Annotated in this window: 22 protein-coding genes; 10 read left to right on the top strand and 12 right to left on the bottom strand. The window is 60.6% G+C overall.

Going from position 1 to position 19,618, the window contains the following annotated elements; translation table 11 throughout:
- The first annotated feature begins 4 nt into the window (after window positions 1-4).
- Entirely contained in the window at window positions 5-439 is a 435-nt protein-coding gene (locus AWB80_RS44660) for a response regulator (RefSeq protein ID WP_208635707.1), read from the top strand.
- Here the strand turns inward: AWB80_RS44660 and AWB80_RS29650 are convergent.
- The 3 genes from AWB80_RS29650 to AWB80_RS29640 all read right to left on the bottom strand — a co-directional run bounded on the left by AWB80_RS29650 (window position 427) and on the right by AWB80_RS29640 (window position 5,420).
- Window positions 427-2,748, bottom strand: coding sequence for an NADP-dependent malic enzyme (locus AWB80_RS29650; RefSeq protein ID WP_061178255.1), 2,322 nt, complete (start codon window positions 2,746-2,748; stop codon window positions 427-429). The two genes, AWB80_RS44660 and AWB80_RS29650, sit on opposite strands and share 13 nt — an antisense overlap.
- Window positions 2,745-4,094 carry a C4-dicarboxylate transporter DctA gene (gene dctA / locus AWB80_RS29645; RefSeq protein ID WP_061178254.1) on the bottom strand — a complete coding sequence of 450 codons (1,350 nt, stop codon included), beginning with the start codon at window positions 4,092-4,094 and terminating at the stop codon, window positions 2,745-2,747. Before dctA ends, AWB80_RS29650 begins: the two co-directional genes overlap by 4 nt.
- Window positions 4,095-4,253: 159 nt before the next feature.
- Window positions 4,254-5,420, bottom strand: a complete 1,167-nt coding sequence (locus AWB80_RS29640) for a mandelate racemase/muconate lactonizing enzyme family protein (RefSeq protein WP_061178253.1) — start codon at window positions 5,418-5,420, stop codon at window positions 4,254-4,256.
- Window positions 5,421-5,540: 120 nt separating this feature from the next.
- Between AWB80_RS29640 and AWB80_RS29635 the strand changes: the two genes are divergently transcribed.
- Window positions 5,541-6,503, top strand: coding sequence for a LysR family transcriptional regulator (locus tag AWB80_RS29635; RefSeq protein WP_061178252.1), 963 nt, complete (start codon window positions 5,541-5,543; stop codon window positions 6,501-6,503).
- Window position 6,504: 1 nt separating this feature from the next.
- Here AWB80_RS29635 and AWB80_RS29630 read toward each other — a convergent pair whose 3' ends face one another.
- Entirely contained in the window at window positions 6,505-8,541 is a 2,037-nt protein-coding gene (locus AWB80_RS29630) for an NADH:flavin oxidoreductase (protein ID WP_061178251.1), read from the bottom strand.
- 162 nt (window positions 8,542-8,703) lie between these two features.
- Between AWB80_RS29630 and AWB80_RS29625 the strand changes: the two genes are divergently transcribed.
- Window positions 8,704-9,330: a TetR/AcrR family transcriptional regulator gene (locus AWB80_RS29625; RefSeq protein WP_061178250.1), complete on the top strand. Its 627-nt coding sequence runs from the start codon at window positions 8,704-8,706 to the stop codon at window positions 9,328-9,330.
- Window positions 9,331-9,341: 11 nt separating this feature from the next.
- Here the strand turns inward: AWB80_RS29625 and AWB80_RS44655 are convergent, their stop codons facing one another.
- On the bottom strand, window positions 9,342-9,536 hold the full coding sequence (locus tag AWB80_RS44655) for a hypothetical protein (RefSeq protein ID WP_208635706.1): 195 nt from the start codon (window positions 9,534-9,536) through the stop codon (window positions 9,342-9,344).
- Between AWB80_RS44655 and AWB80_RS29620 the strand changes: the two genes are divergently transcribed.
- Both AWB80_RS29620 and AWB80_RS29615 read left to right on the top strand, forming a co-directional pair.
- Window positions 9,535-10,410 (top strand): glycine betaine ABC transporter substrate-binding protein, encoded by an 876-nt coding sequence (locus AWB80_RS29620; RefSeq protein WP_087131681.1) that lies wholly within the window; start codon window positions 9,535-9,537, stop codon window positions 10,408-10,410. The two genes, AWB80_RS44655 and AWB80_RS29620, sit on opposite strands and share 2 nt — an antisense overlap.
- Before the next feature lie 79 nt (window positions 10,411-10,489).
- Window positions 10,490-11,386, top strand: coding sequence for a DMT family transporter (locus AWB80_RS29615; RefSeq protein ID WP_061178249.1), 897 nt, complete (start codon window positions 10,490-10,492; stop codon window positions 11,384-11,386).
- A 7-nt stretch (window positions 11,387-11,393) separates the two neighbouring features.
- On the opposite strand, the gene AWB80_RS29610 is transcribed toward AWB80_RS29615, so the two are convergent.
- From AWB80_RS29610 to leuC, 3 genes are all read right to left on the bottom strand, one after another.
- Complete coding sequence (locus tag AWB80_RS29610) at window positions 11,394-12,716, bottom strand: 2-hydroxycarboxylate transporter family protein (protein WP_061178248.1); 1,323 nt, start codon at window positions 12,714-12,716, stop codon at window positions 11,394-11,396.
- 72 nt (window positions 12,717-12,788) lie between these two features.
- Window positions 12,789-13,436, bottom strand: a complete 648-nt coding sequence (gene leuD, locus AWB80_RS29605; protein WP_061178247.1) for a 3-isopropylmalate dehydratase small subunit — start codon at window positions 13,434-13,436, stop codon at window positions 12,789-12,791.
- A complete protein-coding gene (gene leuC, locus AWB80_RS29600) occupies window positions 13,429-14,841 on the bottom strand; it encodes a 3-isopropylmalate dehydratase large subunit (RefSeq protein WP_061178246.1) in 1,413 nt (470 codons plus the stop codon). Before leuC ends, leuD begins: the two co-directional genes overlap by 8 nt.
- Before the next feature lie 117 nt (window positions 14,842-14,958).
- Here leuC and AWB80_RS29595 point away from each other — a divergent pair, with 117 nt between their 5' ends.
- On the top strand, window positions 14,959-15,870 hold the full coding sequence (locus AWB80_RS29595; RefSeq protein ID WP_061178245.1) for a LysR substrate-binding domain-containing protein: 912 nt from the start codon (window positions 14,959-14,961) through the stop codon (window positions 15,868-15,870).
- 9 nt (window positions 15,871-15,879) lie between these two features.
- Here the strand turns inward: AWB80_RS29595 and AWB80_RS29590 are convergent, their stop codons facing one another.
- Together AWB80_RS29590 and AWB80_RS29585 are read right to left on the bottom strand one after the other, a co-directional pair.
- Complete coding sequence (locus AWB80_RS29590; RefSeq protein ID WP_061178244.1) at window positions 15,880-16,209, bottom strand: DMT family transporter; 330 nt, start codon at window positions 16,207-16,209, stop codon at window positions 15,880-15,882.
- Window positions 16,206-16,910, bottom strand: a complete 705-nt coding sequence (locus tag AWB80_RS29585) for a glutathione S-transferase family protein (RefSeq protein ID WP_061178243.1) — start codon at window positions 16,908-16,910, stop codon at window positions 16,206-16,208. Before AWB80_RS29585 ends, AWB80_RS29590 begins: the two co-directional genes overlap by 4 nt.
- A 120-nt stretch (window positions 16,911-17,030) precedes the next feature.
- Here AWB80_RS29585 and AWB80_RS29580 point away from each other — a divergent pair, with 120 nt between their 5' ends.
- Window positions 17,031-17,951, top strand: coding sequence for a LysR family transcriptional regulator (locus tag AWB80_RS29580; protein WP_061178242.1), 921 nt, complete (start codon window positions 17,031-17,033; stop codon window positions 17,949-17,951).
- A gap of 2 nt (window positions 17,952-17,953) precedes the next feature.
- Here the strand turns inward: AWB80_RS29580 and AWB80_RS29575 are convergent, their stop codons facing one another.
- Complete coding sequence (locus AWB80_RS29575) at window positions 17,954-18,241, bottom strand: hypothetical protein (protein ID WP_061178241.1); 288 nt, start codon at window positions 18,239-18,241, stop codon at window positions 17,954-17,956.
- A 330-nt stretch (window positions 18,242-18,571) separates the two neighbouring features.
- On the opposite strand from AWB80_RS29575, the gene AWB80_RS29570 reads away from it, so the two are divergent.
- Window positions 18,572-18,775: a cold-shock protein gene (locus AWB80_RS29570; RefSeq protein ID WP_061178240.1), complete on the top strand. Its 204-nt coding sequence runs from the start codon at window positions 18,572-18,574 to the stop codon at window positions 18,773-18,775.
- Window positions 18,776-18,891: 116 nt separating this feature from the next.
- Window positions 18,892-19,101 carry a hypothetical protein gene (locus AWB80_RS43545; RefSeq protein WP_143328157.1) on the top strand — a complete coding sequence of 70 codons (210 nt, stop codon included), beginning with the start codon at window positions 18,892-18,894 and terminating at the stop codon, window positions 19,099-19,101.
- A gap of 4 nt (window positions 19,102-19,105) precedes the next feature.
- Here AWB80_RS43545 and AWB80_RS29560 read toward each other — a convergent pair whose 3' ends face one another.
- The gene (locus AWB80_RS29560) at window positions 19,106-19,291 is read right to left on the bottom strand and encodes a hypothetical protein (protein WP_061178238.1); all 186 of its coding nucleotides are present in this window, start codon (window positions 19,289-19,291) and stop codon (window positions 19,106-19,108) included.
- Here AWB80_RS29560 and AWB80_RS43540 point away from each other — a divergent pair.
- Window positions 19,290-19,595, top strand: coding sequence for a hypothetical protein (locus tag AWB80_RS43540; RefSeq protein ID WP_143328156.1), 306 nt, complete (start codon window positions 19,290-19,292; stop codon window positions 19,593-19,595). The genes AWB80_RS29560 and AWB80_RS43540 overlap by 2 nt on opposite strands.
- Window positions 19,596-19,618: the final 23 nt, after the last annotated feature.

Raw genomic sequence — 19,618 nt, 5'->3', positions numbered from 1 at the left:
ACCCGTGAGCGAACATGTCGTGAGGATCGTGCAGGATGCGCCTGCCCTCGTCGAACGACACGACGATGAAGTGCAGGCGCGCGCAACCATTCTCGTCGTCGACGACGACCCGCTCATTGCGACGAGCACCGCCTATCTGCTCGAAGATCTCGGACATGAGGTGGTGGAAGTCGGCTCGGGCGCGGCGGCGCTCGAGGTCCTGAAGAACGGCAAGCGCGTCGATCTCATCCTCACCGACTATTCCATGCCGCGCATGACGGGCCTCGAACTGGCTCATGCGGCGCGCGCCCTCAGGCCGGACTTGCCCGTCATCCTTGCGACCGGATACGCCGAGCTACCCGAGGGCGCGGACAGCAACATTCCACGCATACGCAAGCCGTATTTGCAGAATCAGCTGGTCGCTGAAATTCGAAAAGCGCTGCACCATCAAGCCGGTTGATGTGAAGCGCTGTTCGAGTTTGCGCTGACGTCCGCCACCAGCAATGCCGTCATGTTGACGATCCGGCGCACCGTCGCCGAAGCGGGCAACACATGTACCGGCAGCGCCACGCCCAGCAGAATCGAGCCGATGGCGACGTTGTTGCCCGCAGCCGTCTTCAGCAAGTTATACGAAATATTCGCCGCATCGATATTGGGCAGAACCAGCAGGTTCGCGTCGCCTGTGAGCGTCGAATCCGGCATCGCTGCGCGGCGTAGTGTGTGATCGAGCGCGAGGCCGCCGTGCATTTCTCCGTCGATCTCCAGATGCGGCGCGCGCTCGCGCAGGATCGCCAGCACATCGCGCATCTTCTGCGCGCTCGGTGCGTTGCTCGTGCCGAAGTTCGAATGCGACAGCAGCGCGATCTTCGGCTCGACACCGAAACGTCGCACCTCTTCGGCGGCCATGATCGTGATTTCGGCGAGCTGAACGGCGGTGGGATCGACGTTCACGTGCGTATCGACCAGAAAGATCTGTCGGCCCGGCAGCACCAGCGCGTTCATCGCCGCGTAGACGCTGCAGCCTTCTTTCTTGCCGATCACCTGATCGATGAAGTGCAGATGACGATGCGTCGTGCTCACCATGCCGCAGATCATGCCGTCCGCTTCGCCGCGCTTCACCAGCATCGCGCCGATCAGCGTGGTGCGCCGGCGCATTTCGAGCTTCGCCATCTGCTGCGTGATGCCCTTGCGAGACATCATCTGGTAATACGCTTGCCAGAAGTCCCGGTAGCGCGCGTCATGATCGGTATTCACGACGGTGTAGTCCCGACCTGCAGCCAGCCGCAGACCATAGCGCGCGATGCGTTGCTCGACCACCGCCGGACGGCCGATCAGGATGGGCGTCGCGAGCTTCTCATCGACGATGATCTGCACGGCGCGCAATACGCGCTCTTCCTCGCCTTCCGCGAACACGACGCGCTTCTTCTGCGGCTCGACGCCGCGCGCGAGCTGGAAGACCGGCTTCATGGTCGTGCCGCTCTGATACACGAACTGCTGCAAATGCTGTCGATACGCCTCCATGTCTTCGATAGGACGTTCGGCGACGCCCGAATCCATGGCCGCCCGCGCGACAGCCGGCGCGAGCTTGACGATCAGACGCGGGTCGAACGGCTTGGGAATCAGGTATTGCGGACCGAAGGAGAGATCGCGAATGCCGTATGCCGTCGCGACGATATCGCTCTGTTCCTGACGCGCCAGTTCGGCCAGCGCGTTGACCGCCGCGATTTCCATTTCGCGCGTCACCGTCGTCGCGCCGGCGTCGAGCGCGCCACGAAACAGGAACGGGAACACCAGCACGTTGTTGACCTGATTCGGAAAGTCGGCGCGTCCCGTAGCAAGGATCGCGTCCGGACGGACCTGCAGTGCCAGTTCCGGCAGGATTTCCGGTGTCGGATTCGCGAGCGCCAGGATCAGCGGCTTCGCGGCCATCCGTTCGACCATATCCTGCTTGAGCACGCCGCCCGCCGACAGACCAAGAAACACGTCCGCGCCGTCGATGACTTCAGCGAGCGTGCGTGCGCGGGTCTCGCGGGCGAAGCGTTCCTTGTCCGGATCCATGAGTTCGGTGCGGCCCCTGTAGACCACGCCCGCAAGATCGGTCACCAGAATGTTTTCCAGCGGCAGGCCAAGGTCGACGAGCAGGTCGAGACAGGCGAGCGCCGCCGCACCCGCGCCCGACGCCACCAGTTTCACTTCCTTGATGTGTTTGCCGACGACCTTCAGGCCATTGATGATCGCCGCCGCGACGACGATCGCCGTGCCGTGCTGGTCGTCATGGAACACCGGAATCTTCATGCGCTTGCGGCATTCACGCTCGACGATGAAGCAGTCCGGCGCCTTGATGTCTTCCAGATTGATGCCGCCGAAAGTCGGCTCCAGCGCGGCGATCACGTCGACCAGCTTGTGCGGATCAGTCTCGTTCAGCTCGATATCGAACACGTCGATGCCGGCGAACTTCTTGAACAGCACCGCCTTGCCTTCCATCACCGGCTTCGATGCAAGCGGCCCGATGTTGCCAAGACCCAGCACGGCCGTCCCGTTCGTGACCACGCCGACGAGATTGCTGCGAGCCGTGAAGCGCGCGGCGTTCAGCGGGTTATCGACGATTGCTTCGCACGCGAATGCGACGCCGGGGGAATAGGCCAGCGACGGATCGCGCTGGTTGATCATCTGCTTGGTCGGGACGATCGCCAGCTTTCCCGGCGTCGGGAACTCATGGTAATCGAGCGCGGCTTCGCGAAAGCTCGTGGTATCGGATTGCGTGGTCATTTCATCGATTCTGAAAGGGGTTTTTGCGTGGGAAGCAAGTCGGTGGGCGTTCGGTCCGGCACCAGTGCCTCGATGCTCGTGTCGCCTTCCCGATCGAGCATGGCTCGCGCGACGTTCATATCGAGCGCGCCTTCCCAGCGGGCCACGACGACTGTCGCCACACCATTTCCGATCAGATTCGTGACGGCTCGCGCTTCGTTGAGAAAGCGGTCGACGCCGAGCAGGAGCACCAGTCCTTCCACGGGAATCTTGTGCATCGACGCGAGTGTCGCGGCCAGCGCGACGAAGCCCGCGCCCGCCACACCGGCGGAACCCTTCGAGGTCAGCAACAGCACGCCCAGCACGAGCAACTGGTCCCAGATCGTCAGATGCACGTTCATCGCCTGTGCGATGAACATCGCCGCCATCGTCAGATAGATCGCCGTGCCGTCGGCGTTGAAGGTGTAACCCGTGGGCAATACCATTCCGACCACCGGACGCGAGCAACCCATCTTCTCCATCTTGATGAGCATCTGCGGCAGAACCGCTTCAGTCGATGCAGTGCCGAGCGTGATGAAGATTTCATCCTTGATGTAGCGCAGATACTTGAAGAGCGACAAGCCGCACATACGCATCACGACGCCGAGCACGACCACCACGAAGAAGATCGAGGTCAGATACAGGCACAGCATCAACTGGCCGAAGGACGCCAGCGTGCCGATTCCATACTTCGCGATGGTGAACGCCATGCCGCCGAATGCGCCGATCGGTGCGACGTACATCACGATTCGAACCACGCCGAACATGCCTTGCAGGAACATGTCGAGCAGGTCGACAAACGGCGCGGTGCGCGGTCCCAGTTTGGCGAGCGCGATGGCCAGCAGCAGCGAAAAGAAGATGACGGGCAGGATCTCGCCGTTCGCGAACGCGCCGACGATGCTGTTCGGCACGATGCTCATCAGGAAATCGAGCGTGCCGTGCTGCTTCGCCGCCTGCGTATAGGTCGCGATCGCCGAACTGTCGATATGCGCGGGATCGATGTTCATGCCGCTGCCGGGCTTGAACACGTTCACGACCACGAGACCGACGACGAGCGCGATCGTCGAGGCGATTTCAAAATACAGCACCGCCTTTACGCCAACGCGGCCAGCCTCGTGAAGATCGCTCATGCGGGCTATGCCAACCACGACCGATGCAAAGATGATCGGTGCAAGCAGCATCCGGATCAGTTTGATGAAGAGATCGCCGAGCGGCTTGAGTTGCGAGCCGATATCGGGGTAGAAGTGCCCTAGAAGAATACCGGCGATGATGCCGATGAGAACCTGCACATAAAGCTTCGAAAGCGATTTCCTGATTGATACCAGCATGTCTGTCTCCTATGCATGGCGTCTTCGATGGAATCAGGGCGAGCGAACGCAGCGCAGTCGAGCGCTGCGAGTAGCACGGCCGGATTTCTTAGCGTTCTTTTGTTGTTGTGTGAACGCCGCGCCGACGTCTGAGTCGGCGCGTGCATGCCTGCTGGAGACTTATGAGGACAGCTTCTTCATCTCGGCGAACAGGTCGGCTTTTCCTTCGAAGCCGATGCCGGGCAGATCGGGCATGGTGATATAGCCGTTGTCGACCTTGACGCCATCGGGGAAACCGCCGTACGGCTGGAACAGGTCCGGATACGATTCGTTGCCGCCGAGTCCGAGGCCTGCCGCGATGTTCAGCGACATCTGGTGGCCGCCATGCGGAATGCAGCGGCTGGGCGACCAGCCATGCTCGCGCAGCATGTCGAGCGTGCGCAGATACTCGACCAGACCGTAGCTCAGCGCACAGTCGAACTGCAGCCAGTCGCGGTCCGCGCGCATGCCGCCATAGCGGATCAGGTTGCGCGCGTCCTGCATCGAGAACAGGTCTTCACCGGTGGCCATCGGCTTGGTGTAGTAGTTGCGCAGTGTGGCCTGCAATTCGAAGTCGAGCGGATCGCCCGGTTCCTCGTACCAGAACAGGTCGTACTGCGAAAGCGCCTTCGCGTACTGAATCGCGGTGTCGAGATCGAAGCGGCCGTTGGCGTCGACGGCGAGCTTCTGGCCGTCCTGCAGCACGCTCAGGATCGAGTCGATGCGACGCAGATCTTCATCGAGCGATGCGCCGCCGATCTTCTTCTTCACGACCGTGTAGCCGCGGTCGATATAGCTGCGCATTTCGTCCTTGAGCTTCTCGTGATCCTGGCCGGGATAGTAATAGCCGCCCGCCGCGTACACGAAGATCTTGCGATCCGGCTGGCCGTTGCCGTAACGATCCGCGAGCAACTGGAACAGCGGCTTGCCTTCGATCTTCGCGACGGCATCCCAGACCGCCATGTCGATCGTGCCGATCGCAACCGAACGCTCGCCGTGACCGCCGGGCTTTTCGTTGGTGAACATCGTCGCCCAGATCTTGTGGGGATCGAGGTTATCGCCGGCATCGTTGACGAGCGTCGCGGGGTCGGCTTCCAGAATGCGCGGGATGAAGCGCTCACGCATCAGCTTGCCCTGACCGTAGCGGCCGTTCGAGTTGAAGCCGTAGCCGATCACCGGCTTGCCGTCGCGGATCACGTCGGTCACGACCGCGACGAGACTCAGCGTCATCTTGCTGAAATCGATATAGGCGTTGCGGATCGGCGAGCTGATAGGAACGGTCTTTTCGCGGATTTCGACGATTCTCATGGCTTTGTCTCCTGAGTGTTTTGAACGGAATTGCGAGCCATCGGCTGCAACATGAGACGTAGCTTAACCGCGAAAAACACTGCTAAACTGCACTTTCATTCACTTCATTTTTCACATCCGGTGAATACTGAAACCCAGACCGCGTCCGATTTCGAGTTCTTCATTCTTCTCGCGAAACTCAGGAGCCTGTCCGGGGCCGCGCGCGCACTCGATCTTTCGCCGCCCGCCGCGACGAAGCGGCTTGGCGTCATCGAGCAGCGGCTCGGCGTGCGGCTGGTGAATCGGACGACCCGGAGCGTGAGCCTCACGCCCGAAGGCGAGACGTATCTGCGCTACGCGTCGCAGATCGTCGGGCAGGTTCGAGAAATGGAGGAGGCGATTTCCGGGGCGAAGCGCGACCCGCAGGGTCTGCTGCGCATCAACGCGACGCTCGGATTCGGCCGCACGACCATCGCGCCGCTCGTCTCGGAGTTCGCGAAGCGATTCGCGGGCGTCGAGGTTCAGTTCGAAGTGACGGACCGGCCGGTCGACCTGGTCGAAGGCGCTTTCGATATGGCCATCAGATTCGGCGAGCTTCCCGACAGTCGCCTGAGCGCACGGCGCATCATGAGCAATCGCCGCTTTCTCTGTGCGTCACCGAAATATCTGGAGAAGTACGGCACGCCGGAACGCGTCGAGGATCTCGCCGAACACCGTTGCATCATCCATCGGCAGAACGACGACGCCTACGGGGTGTGGCGTTACATCGTCAACGACCATACGGAGGCGATCAAGGTGAAGGGCGCCCTATCGAGCAACGACGGCGATATCGTGTTGCGCTGGGCGCTGGAAGGGCATGGAATACTGATCCGGTCGGAGTGGGATCTCGCGAAGTACGTGCAGAGCGGGCGGCTGAGTCTCGTGTTGCCGAACACGGTTCTGCCTTCCGCCGACCTGTTCGTCTACTATCCGCGGCAAAAGAATCAGACGGCCCGCGCACGCGCTTTCATCGATTTTCTGGTGAGCCGGTTTCAGGCTCCGTTCACGCCGGTCGATACGGGAACCGAGCCGCGTGAACGGAAAAAGCGCAGTCCGCGCCGATGAGTCAAAGGTCTTTTACGAGCCGAAGCGCATCGTAGATCGCGGCATGCGTGTTTCGCGCGGACACCGCATCGCCGATTCTGAAGAGCTGAAAGCGTCCCTCGGGATTACGTTCGACGACTTGCGGCTTGCCATCGATGAGATCGTCGTAGTCGATCGCGCCGAGGTTCGTCGATACCGGCCTGAGCTCGAAATAGAGTTCGTCCATCGGAATGGTGCCGTGATTCACGACGATCTGGTCGTAACGCTGCTCCTTCGTCACGCCGCCGTAATCGCTGCCGATCGTCGCGACCAGTTCGGCGCCTTCGCGGCGAACCGATTCGAGGCGGAACGTCACCGTGAACGTCGTCGCGAGCTTCTGCAGCGAGCGCATGTAGGGCACGAGATTCATGCTCATGACCTCGGGCGAGAAGGTGCGGTCGGGCGTCATCACCTCGACGCGCCCGCCCGCCTGCGCGATCGTCTCCGCTGCCTGAAGCGCGGCATGATCGCCGGCATCGTCGAAGATCAGTACGTTGGCGCCGGGCTTCACGTCGCCCGAAATGATGTCCCACGACGACACGACATGCTCGTTGCCCTGCGAACACACCTCCGTGTGCGGCATGCCGCCGGTCGCCACGATCACCACATCGGGGTTGTGCGAAAGCACGGTTTCCGTGTCGGCCCATGTGTTGAACGAGAAGCGCACGCCGAGCTTTTCGCATTGCGCCATGCGCCAGTCGATGATGCCCATCATCTCCTTGCGGCGAACGTTCTGCGCGGTCAGACGGATCTGTCCGCCGGGATCGTTCATCGCTTCGAGCACGGTGACATCGTGACCGCGCTCGCCTGCGACACGCGCCGCCTCCAGCCCAGCCGGTCCCGCGCCGACGATCACGACCTTGCGTTTCGTCTCGGCCGGCCTGATGGTATGCGGCATCTCCAGTTCGCGCCCGGTCGCGGCGTTGTGAATGCACAGCGCCATGCCGCCCTGATAGATGCGATCGAGACAATAGTTCGCGCCCACGCAAGGACGGATATCGTCTTCCCTGCGCTCGATGATCTTGCGCACGATATGCGGATCGGTCATGTGCGCGCGCGTCATGCCGACCATGTCGATCCTGCCCGACTCGATGGCAAAGCGCGCCGTCGCGACGTCCTGGATGCGCGCGGCGTGGAAGGTAGGAAAGTCCGTCGCCTGACGAATTTCGCCCGCGAAATCCAGATGCGGCGCGCTCTTCATGCCCATGATGGGGATGGTGTCGGTGAGGCCCGCATCGGTATCCAGATGGCCGCGAACGACGTTCAGGAAGTCCACGAGGCCGCTATTCTTGAGCCGCTTCGAAATCTCGATGCCGTCTTCCTTCGTGAGGCCGCCTGCCAACATCTCATCGGCGGTGTAACGAATGCCGAGCAGGAAGTTATCCCCGACGCGCTCGCGCATCGCCCGCATCACGTCGAACGTGAAGCGCAGGCGATTATCGAGCGATCCGCCGTAAGGGCCATCCAGCGTATTCGTGAGCGGCGACCAGAACTGGTCCATGAGGTGTCCGTAGGATTCGATTTCGAGCCCGTCCATACCGGCCGCTTTCATGCGCTCGGCGGCATCGGCGAAGTCGCGCACGATGCGCTCGATGTCCCAGTCCTCGATCTTCTTCGGAAACGCGCGATGCGAAGGCTCGCGGTTGTGCGACGGCGACACGGCGGGCAGCCAGTCACCCTTGTCCCAGCGCGTGCGCCGGCCGAGATGCGTCAACTGGATCATCACCTTCGCGCCGTGCTCGTGGCATTCGTCGACGAGATCCTTCATCCAGGGCACGACCTCGTCCTTGTACACGAGGATGTTGTTGAACACCGGCGGGCTGTCCTTCGACACCGCGGCCGAACCTGCCGTCATCGTCAGCGCGATGCCCGCCCTCGCCCTTTCGACGTGATACGCGCGATATCGCTCCTTCGGCATGCCGTCCTCGGCATACGCCGGCTCGTGCGACGTCGTCATGATGCGATTGCGGAACGTGAGATGTTTCAGCGTGTACGGCTGGAGCAACGGGTCCATGGACATGGGCGCCTCATCGAAGCGAGTGGGGATCGAATCACGTGTTGTGCGCTCAGAGTAGGTCGTATGTACACAGGTGTCAAGTATCGCGACAATGGTGTACAGTGAGTCAAAGCAAAAAGGAATCGCGGTCGTCGATTCGCGAAACCATCACACGAAAGGAACGGTATGGATCAGACAGTTGAGACCGTTCGCGGCTCAGCCGACATGTGGCTGGATTGCGCATACGAAAGTCTGCTGGAAGGCGGCGTCGATTCGGTTCGCGTGCTTGCGCTCGCCAAGAAACTGAATCTCGCACGAACGAGCTTTTACTGGTTTTTCCGCGATCGGGAAGAACTGCTCGATGCGCTCATCGCGCGCTGGGAAGAGAAGAACACCGGCAACTGGATCAGCCGCAACGACGCGTATGCGGACAGCATCTGCGAAGCGATGCTCAACGTGTTCGATTGCTGGTTCGACGATGCGCTTTTCGACACCCGTTTCGAAGCCGCGATCCGCAACTGGGCGCAGCAATCTCCTGACATCACGCGACTCATCCAGACGGACGATGCGAGACGCATCGAAGTGCTGACCGCGACGTTCGTGCGCTTCGGCTATGAGCCGGCCGTGGCGGATGTGCGAGCACGCACGACCTATCTCACGCAGGTCGGCTATGCGGCGACGCGGCCGAACGAGGAATTCGCGACGCGCATGAAGCGCATTCCGGAGTTCGTCGAGGTTTTCACCGGCGTGCGTCCGCAGGACCACGAGATGCAGCGCTTTTATGCGCGCCGGCAGTACGTGAACGAGACGTGATCGACGCCTCTTCACGCATAACTTAAAGTAATGCGGCGGTGAAAACAAATCACGTTGACATCGCTTTTATGCACTCGAATACTCAAGCGCCAAATCCTGGCGCGTATTTCGCGCTCCGTTTTTTTCAACCCTCGGAAGATTAGATCGTACGCATCCAAGCTCGTTTCGTTGTCACCATCGCGATAAGAACACAGGGAACCTGACATGAAGAATTCCTCCGCCGTACGCTTCATCCTGAACGTTGGCATGGCGGTTTCGACCGTTACTTTCGCGATGTCCGCCAGCGCCGCCGATCCGATCAAGATCTCTCTGGCCAACTGGGCCGATACGCAAGCGGTCACGTACACGGCGAAGTACGTGCTGGAAACGAAGCTGCAGCAGCCCGTGACGCTGATCGTCGCCGATCTGGGCATCCAGTTTCAGGGGGTCGCTCGCGGCGACGTCGATCTGATGCTCGGCGCATGGCTTCCGGTCACGCACGCGGCGTACTACGCGCGCTTCAAGAACGAGATGGACGACCTGGGCGTGATCTATACGGGCGCGAAGATCGGCTGGGCGGTGCCGGACTATGTGCCCGAGAGCGAGGTCTCTTCGATTGCCGATCTCAACAAGCCCGAGGTCAAGAGCAAGCTGAACGCCACGATTCAGGGCATCGAACCGGGCGCAGGCGAAATGGTCGCGTCGGAAAAGGCGATGAAGGACTACGACCTTGCGGGTTACAACCTGATCCGGGCGAGCGAGGCGGGCATGCTGACAGCGGTCTCGCGCGCGTATCAGTCGAAGAGCTGGATCGTCGCGACGGTATGGAGCCCGCATTGGCTGTGGCAAAAGTACAAGATGCGCTATTTGAAGGACCCCAAAGGCGTGCTGGGCGGTGACGAGCAAATCCGTGGGTTCGCTTCGAAGCAATTCGCGCAGAAGTATCCGCGCGCGAACACGTTCATACGGCATTACAAGCTGACCCTGTCCGATGTCGAAGCGATCGAACTCGACGGCAATGCAACGAACGACTGGAATGCGGCGGCGAAGAAGTTCGTCGATTCGCATCCCGAGAAAGTGAAGGCATGGCTTCAGGAGTGATTCGCGAGGCCGGGATCATCCCGGCCTATTGCCGTCCCGGCGCCGCCATTCGTCATGACGTACGTGGAATAGCATCGACATGAAGCTTGCGCGGCTTGCGTTCGTCCTGCTCGGTCTCTTCTGGGGATCGAACTTTATCTACATGAAGTGGGCGTCGTCTTCGATCAGCCCGATGCAGATAGCCTTCCTGCGCGTATTCTTCGGCTTTCTTCCGCTGGCTTTCGTTGCCTGGCGAAGGAAGGTTATCCGCTTCGATCAATTGCGTTACCTACATCATTTCATCGTGATGGGGTTCGTTGCGACCGCGTTCTATTATTTCGCGATCACCAAAGGAACAGCACTGCTTCCGTCTGGAATCGCCGCCGTGTTAGGCAACGCGGCCACGCTTTTCACGGCGATTTTCTCTGTCTTCTTCCTGAGAACAGAGAAGATGAACAGCACGATGGCCATAGGCGTTCTACTCGGCTTCGTTGGCATCACGTTGATCGCGCGGCCATGGGAAGGCGCGGCCGGTTCGATCGAGTTCGCAGGTGTTTGCTGGCTGCTGACCAGTTCACTCGTGCTCGGACTTTCTTATGTTTATGTACGCGCATTCCTGTCGCCATCGGGACTGGCTCCGCTCGCACTGGCAACCTGGCAGATGGGCATCGCGGTCGTGGTTCTTGCGGCCGTCACCGATTTCGGCGGAGTGACGAACATCCTCCACGATCCATTGGCCGCCGTCGGCCTGGTGATGGGAGGCGGAGTTCTCGGGACCGGCGTTTCCTTCTTCCTGTATTACTACCTCCTCGAAAAGTTCGGCGCGGTGGCGTCGTCCGGCGCCACTTATATGGCGCCGGCCGTCGCGCTGATCATCGGTTGGGCGGTTGGAGAGAAGTTCGGTCTGCTGGAGTTCGCGGCGCTCGTACTCATCATCTTCAGTGTGATGGTCCTGCACCTTGGCCGCCAGCGTACGCTGCAACGTGCGGTCGGCTAGTGCGGCTTCAGGAAAACCACTTCATCATCAGCGTGGCGAAGACGACCATCCCGGCGCCGCCGATGCGCGTGGAAATCTGCGCGAAGGGCATCAGACCCATACGATTCGACGAAGACAGAATCGCCACGTCGCCGGTACCGCCAAGGCCGCTATGACACGCGGTGATGATCGCGGATTCGACCGGGTACATCTTCAGCCACGCGCCTACAAAGAAGCCCGAGATGATCATCGCGACGACGGTCGCCGCGCAAATGACGAAGTATGCCGGCGAGAACGCGCCTACCAGCTTGTCCCACGACACGAACAGCGTGCCCAGTCCGACGAGAATGGCGAAGGTCAGGTTCGTCGACATGAACTTGTACATCTGATACGCGCCGACTTCCATCGATTCCGGAATTGCCTTGAATAGCTTCAATACGGCGGCGGCAATGATCATCAGCACCGGACCGGGAATACCCGTCATGGGTGATAGCAGCGCGCCGAGAATGAAGAGGGTGCAGCCGAGGAGCAAACCGAAGCCCATCAACCTCAGGTCCAGCGCCGCTTCGGTCTTCTGCGTCTTGAGCAGCGCCTGATCTTCGCCGGTCCTGACGAGCGTGCCGTCGCCGCTGTATTGGCGATACTTCTCGCCGAAGCGTTTCAGAATACCGCTGCCGAGAATCGCAACGACGTTGCCGATCAGCGCGGCGGGAACCATCATCGCAATCAGGTGGCCTTGCGCCGCACCCGTGATTTCCGAATACCCGATGGAAAGCGGAAGAATGCCCTCGCCAATGCCGCCGCCGAGAATCGGTATCACGATATAGAAGAACACATGCTTCGGATCGTAGCCGAACATCAGGCCGACGAGGACGCCCGCCGCGATTGCCGTGATGGTGCCAATCAGCAATGGCACGAACATCTTCAGAAAGCCTTCGATGAGGATCTTCCGGTTCATGCCGAGAATGCTGCCAGCCACGAGACACGCGATATACAGGTACTGAAGATTCGCCGTCTTCATCGTCGTAGTGATGGCCTTGAGCGAGGCGTCATCCATCAACTTGTATCCGAGCAGCGCGGAGGGCACGAACAGGCAGAGAATCGCGGGACCGCCGATATGCCTGAATAGCGGAATTCTGCTTCCGATCTCTCCCAGCAAAAGTCCGGAAAGCATGAGAACGGCGAAGCCACCGATCATGTCGTTCGGAAGCTTCTTCGTGACGGCTGCCAGTATGGTCACGAGCGCGAGCGCGGCGAACATCGCGACCGGCATTCCGCCGATGTTGACGTTATTGATTCTCGCGAGGAATCCCGACGGCGCATTGCATGCGCGCACGGAAGAGGTTTCCATGATTGTCTCCTGATGGATTGCGGGCTCTGCGGGCCGTGAGAGGCCCTTGGGAATGGACGCTTGGCGCGTCTCTTATCGAGCTGCTTTTTGCTGTTTCGGAAGGTCGATCTTCATCCACGGATGCGCGGCGTAATGCTTCGCTTCGAATGCGCCGATGGCATCGCTATCGCTCAGCGTCATGCCGATCATGTCCAGCCCTTCGATGAACATGTGCTTCTGCCGGGCGGGCAACTCGAACGCGTATTTCGTTGCGCCGTCCGCTGTGAGGACGCGTTGCTTCTCGACATCGATGGTCAACGTGCTCGTCGCCGGGTCGCTGGCGAGCGCGGTCAGCTCCGCGATGATGTGCGGTTCGAGCATGATCAACAACAGGCGGTTGTTCAGCGCATTGAAGTAGAAGATTTCACCGAAGCTCGGCGCGATGACTGCATCGAAGCCCGCCTGCTGCAAACCCCACACGGCGTGTTCGCGGCTGGAACCACAGCCGAAGTTCGCGCCCGTTATCAAAATGCGCGCACCTTGGTATTCGGGGCGATTCAACACGAAGTCGGGTCGGGGCGTGCCTGTGGCCGCGTTCGTACGCAGGTCGTATAGAACACCCCGCGCGAGTCCTGACTTGTCGATACCGAACAGAAACTGCTTCGGCATGATCTGGTCGGTGTCGAGATTGTTCAGCGGCAGCGGCGCGGCAACGCCCGTGAGCGAAGTGTTCTTAGACATGAGCCAACTCCTTGCGTACGTCGACGATATGGCCTGCGAGCGCGGCAGCCGCGGCCATGGCAGGGCTCATCAGATGCGTGCGGGCGCCGCGACCTTGCCGCCCTTCGAAGTTTCGGTTGGTGGTCGAGGCGCAACGCTGGCCCGGTTCGAGAATGTCGTCGTTCATTGCGAGGCACATCGAGCAGCCCGGCTGACGCCATTCGAAACCTGCTTCGATCAACACCCCGGCGATGCCTTCGCGTTCGGCCTGCTCACGCACCATGCCGGAGCCTGGTACGACCATGGCCCGAACCGAAGAAGCGACCTTGCGGCCACGCACGACATCGGCGACCGCGCGAAGATCCTCGATACGCGCGTTGGTGCATGAACCGATGAACACATGATCGATGGCGAGACCGTCGATGGCCTGGCCGGCGTCGAGACCCATGTAGTCCAATGCCTTCGCTGCGTTCCTGCCTTCGACCGGCTCTTCGGGAAGGCCCGGGATGCGCGCGGTAACCGGAATGGCCTGGTCGGGACTGGTGCCCCAGGTGACGAACGGCGCAACGTCCTGCGCGTCGAACCGGTGCGTGACATCGAACACGGCGTCCGCGTCGGACTTCAGTTCGAGCCACGCGTGTGTTGCGGCGGTGATTTCGGCTTGCGAAAGGTCCTTGATGCGCTCGGCCACGTAACGGAGCGTCGTCGCGTCGGGCGCGATTAGAGCGCCGCGCGCGCCGGCTTCGACGGTCATGTTGCAGAGCGTCATGCGCGCTTCCGCAGACAGCGACTCGATCCCCGTTCCGGAGTATTCGACCGCGAATCCGCGAGCGCCTTGTGCGCCGATCTTCGAGATGATGTAAAGCACGAGGTCTTTCGACGTCGTACCCGCCGGCAACGTACCGTCCACGACGATGTGCATGTCGCGGGCCACGCGATAGACCAGCGTCTGCGTTGCAAGCACGTGCTCGACTTCCGACGTTCCGATGCCGAAGCCGAGCGCGCCAAGCGCGCCATAAGTCGTCGTGTGGCTGTCGCCGCACAGCACCACCATGCCCGGACGAATCAGGCCGATCTCGGGCGCCACGACGTGCTCGATACCTTGTTCGCGGTCTTTGACATTGAACAGATGAATGCCGTGTTTCTGGCAGTTACGTGTGAAGTTGGCGGCCTGATTGGCGGCGGCGTCGATGAAGATGGTTCGCTTGTCGACGGCGACGGGATGCGTCGGAATGACGTGATCGACGATGCCCATCTGCTTTTCGGGGCAGCGCACGGGCAGGTTCTTCTCGGCGAGCCCCGCGAATGCCTGCGGACTCGTGTACTCGTTCATGATGTGCAGATCGGCATACAGCGCGACGTGCTGCTCATCGACGCGCAAGACCGTGTGGCTATCCACGATCTTCTGATAAAGCGTCCGTGCCATTTGTCTCTCTCCGGTACTGGGGGCGCTCGCTTGTCCGAGCGTTGAAGAGAGTGTAATTGCGTCCTTGTTTCCGTAAAATACGGCATGACTTAACCTATTCTTAAGATAGGCTTATAAATGGACGCGATATCAGACCTCGAGTTCTTCGGCCGATTAGTCACTCAGGGAAGCCTGTCCGCGCTGGCGCGTGAACTGGGCGTGACGCCTCCATCGATCAGTCTGCGCCTGAGCCAACTGGAACGGCGACTCGGCGTGAAGCTGCTCAACAGAACGACGCGACGGCTCGCGATGACGCAGGAGGGCGAGTTGTATCTGAGCACCGGCACGAAGCTGCTGGAGCAGGTTCGTGAGCTCGAGAGAATGGTGTCGAGCAGTCGCGATCTACCTCAAGGTCTTTTGAAAGTGAACGCGACCTTCGGCTTTGGCCGCCGATACATCGTTCCCGCGTTGTCGAAGTTTCGCCGGCAATATCCGGATGTCGAAGTGCAACTGGATCTGACCGACCGGCCCATGAATCTGGCCGAATTCGCGTTCGATGTAGGCATCCGCTTTGGCGAATTGCCCGACATGCGTGTCGTCGGCAAGAAGCTGGCGTCCAACCGGCGTTTCGTGTGCGCATCTCCCGCGTATCTGAAAGCGCACGGCGTTCCCGAAACGCCGGGTGATCTGCGCGGCCATGCCTGCATCGTCCTGAGAGAAAACGACACGGCCTATGGAACATGGCACTTCACCAAAGGCAAGCGGCACGAGATGGTGAAAGTGCATGGTTCGATGAGCAGCAACGATGGCGAAGCCACCCTGCGTTGGGCGCTCGAAGGACACGGTGTACTCGTTCGTTCCGAATGGGATGTCCAGCCGTATCTGAACACACAGTCGCTCGAACGCGTGCTCGTGGACTGGGCTCTGCCGTCCGCGGATATCTACGCGATTTATCCGGAGCGTTTGAATCTGTCGGCGAAGGTGAGGGTGTTCGTCGCGTTCCTGGAGGCGTATCTCAAGACGCCGCATGAGGGCCACGAGGGCTGTTGATTGCTCGCGTCAGGCGGGCGCCTGCTTCAATGCCGCAATTCCGGCGATGACCAATACCGCACCGACAACCCGCAGCGCGCTCACGGTCTCGCCGAACAGCACGACGCCGAGCAGCACGGTTCCCAACGCGCCGATGCCGGTCCACACCGCGTATGCGCTGCCCACGGGCAACACGGTCAATACCTTGCCGAGCAGATAGACGAAGGCCGCGAGCAACACGATCGACAGCGCTGTCCAGCCGGGCCGCGTATAGCCTTGCGTGAGCTTCATCGAAACGGCCCACGCGACATCGAGCAATCCGGACAGGATGAGCAGCAGCCAGCCCAGACTCTGGCTCATATCGTTCTCTCCGTGCTTTCGCGAAGCAGGTACGCGTCGCGACTATGCAGGAACGTGCGCAAGCGCTGTGCGTAGTCGGCAGGCACCGCGCCGATCACGCTCGGGCGTGCCGCGAGTGCGTCTCGCCATGCGGTGACTTTCGGCGTATCGGCGAACACGTGAAGATCGGCGAGTTCATCGAATACCTCGAAGTAGCGGAAGATCGGCGCGAACACGGCGTCGACCATGCCGAATTCGCCGCCTGCGAACCACGGCCCCGCGCCCAACACGCGCTCGACCGTCGCGAAGCGCTGCGCCAATGCCTTGACTTGAGCGTGATACGTCGGCGCATCGGTGGCGATTTCCAGCTTCCAGATCTCGGCAAGTATCGACGAACCGAACTCGATCCATCCGCGATGCCGCGCGCGTTCGAGCGCATCGCGAGGAAGCAGCGCGCGGCCCGGTTGGGTTTCGTCGAGATATTCGCAGATGACGGCGCTTTCGAAGAGCACGGCGTCCTCGTGGCCATCACGCGCGATCATCAGCAACGGCACTTTCCCGAGCGGCGAAAGCGCGTCGAACCACTCCGGCCGGTTCGCCAGATCGACATAACGTTTCTCGAATCCGGCGCCTTTCTCCGCCAGCACGATGGCGGCGCGCTGCACGTAAGGACAAAGCGGATGACTGACGAGCGTGAGTGTCGATGTTTCATGGAGCTTCATGGAGGATCTCCCGTTTGATGCGTTCGGATAACGGCAGAGTAGTGATTGCACGCGTGCAAGTCCATTGTCATGGTGAAAACCATGCTTGCAGCGATGCAAGCGCCGTATTAGCCTCGACGCATGGAAGACTGGAACGAACTCCGACTCGTGCTCGCCATTCAGCGTGACGGCAGTCTCACTGCCGCATCCGAAACGCTGGGCATCGATCATTCGACGGCCTATCGCCGTTTAAAGGCGCTCGAAACGCAGCTCGGCGCGCGTCTGTTCGAGCGTTTGCCTGGCGGCGTGTATCAGCCGACCGAGGCCGGCGCGCGTATCGCGGCCGGCGCCGAGCGAATGGAGGATGAATTTCTGGCGCTGGGCCGCGATGTCGTCGGCGGCGATCACCGGCTCAGCGGGCGCTTGCGCGTCACGTCGTCCGAGACGCTCGCGTATAGCCAGCTCACCACGCATCTCGCGGCATTTCGCCGGGCGCATCCCGGCATCGTCGTCGAGTTGTCGATCGAAAATCGCGTGCTCAGTCTGGCGCGGCGCGAAGCGGATATCGCGTTGCGTCCGGTTCGGCCGAAAGAGGGCGAGCTGTGGGGCAAAAAGCTTGCGGGCGTCGCGTGGGGCTGGTACGCCGCGCCGTCGTATGTCGCGGAGAAAGGGGCGCTTTCGCGCAGCCAGAAGCTCGACGGTCACGCGTTGATCGGCTGGGACGAAGCGGCCTCAGGCATTCGCGCGGCGCAATGGCTCGCGCTCAACGCGGCTTCGGCGTCGGTCGTGTACCGGACCAACAGTCTGGTGAATCAGTTGATCGCGGCGCGCGCGGGCGTCGGCCTTGCGCTCTTGCCGTGCTATCTCGGCGACAGCGACACGGGCGTTGCGCGCGTGGCCGCGAATCCGGTCGCCGAACTGGAAGGCGAATTGTGGATCGTCACGCATGCCGATCTGAGAAAGACCGCGCGCGTGCGCGCCTTCTTCGATGTAGTGGGAGAAGGCCTGGCCCGACAGCGTGAACTCTTCGAAGGCAAACGCGGTATTTCGAGGAAGCGTTAGCCTCACATATCGACGACGGAAGCGCCCTCGACCTTTCCATCGATGATGTCTTCACCGCGCTGACGGGCAGCGCGCCGGGCAATGCCGAAGTCCGCGAACACGTCTTGCCGGTCCATCTTGAACACGCGGCTCGTGCTGGTCTCACCCGATGCGACCGGGCGACAGATGCGAACCGCGACGTCGTAACCTTCGGCGTAGCGCGAATGCCTGTCGAAGCGGTCGAATGCGCGCGAGAACACAAGGGGATGAAGTTCGAACCCTTTGTAGAGGAGAGGCGGGAATGCTGGCATGATCGTCTACTCCTGATTGGAGCTTCACTATACCTGCAAAACTGGCTGGCACCCGCAATTATCGTTCTCGATCTCGTTTAGATAGTAGGAATGCTAAGTGATAACGCATTCGTGCCATTGGTGATTTCACCATTTCTTTGCGCATCCGAAATAGCTTGACGGTTTTCCAGCCAAAGCGTAATTTTCCTGATGAAGCCTTCAAGAAGCGCGATTGCTGCTCATCATTAACCGCAGCCCTGCGGTGTTCGTTGTCCTCTCCCTCCTTGATCCTTTATTCCGGGACCTCTATTGCGGCGGTCTCGTTTGTTCGTCCTTTTTCAGGAGAGTTTCATGGATACCGGCACCGTCAAGTGGTTCAACGACAGCAAGGGATTCGGATTCATCACGCCCGACAGCGGCGGCGATGATCTGTTCGCGCATTTTTCGGAGATTCGCGGCGAGGGTTTCAAGACGCTCGCCGAAAATCAAAAAGTCAGCTACGAAACGAAAAACGGTCCCAAGGGCTTGCAGGCGGCGAACATCACGCCGCTTTAACGCGCCTCTCTCTGCCGGCCGGTCCTCGTGCGACGCCGGCAGCGTCTCCGTCTATCTGCTGGTCCATGCTCGCGTGATACGATGATCCGCCACCACTGGAGTTCTCGATGTCACGCATGTTGAAAGTTGGAAGCCATGAATTCCATGTTGTGGTTCAACCGCTTGCTGCGGGTGGCTTCACCTATGCGTGCGTCGACGTCGATCTGAGCGGCCCGAACGTCAGCGAGATTCGCTACGACAGCCATCTGCGCTTCGAGACCGAGGACGAAGCCTATGAAGGCGGATCGGCCCACGCCAGGCGTCAGGCCGCGAGGCTGAGGCGATAGAAATCTAACCCTTCGGCGAAACGTAACGCCACTTCGCGGCGTGCACGTCGATACGCGCATCATCCTGGAGTCGCTTTTCCGCGCGGTCGGTTTCGGCCTGCCGCAAGGCTTCGGCGCGACTCTTCTGCGTGGCCGTGAGGTCCTGCTTTTTGAAGTGTGTAGCCGAATCGGCCGAGGTTCGCTTTAGCATGTCGATGTCCGAAGTAGAAGGGCGTGTGGGCGAGCGTGCGCTCCATGCCGGAACAAAGCAAGAAGAATCGTCGATTCATCAAATAGATCGCGACAGCAACCGAAAATGCGCCCAGAATGAGCGAGGAGCGACCCTTTCCGTGGTCGCCAGACGGGGGTGTGAAATGGCAAAAGGTCAGATGCGAAGTAATCGCGAGGCAAAAAAACCCAAACAAGCGAAAAAGCTGACCTCTCCAGTCGCCGAGCCGTTCAAGGTTCCGGTCCCGAAGACTTCAGGCTCCACGAGCGTCGCGAAAAAGAAATAGGCGTTACCGCCAGCTTAGCGATC

Origin of the sequence: Caballeronia pedi (assembly GCF_001544915.2) — a bacterium.
Classification (GTDB): Bacteria; Pseudomonadota; Gammaproteobacteria; order Burkholderiales; family Burkholderiaceae; genus Caballeronia; species Caballeronia pedi.
This window is presented reverse-complemented; position numbering and strand designations above follow the sequence as displayed.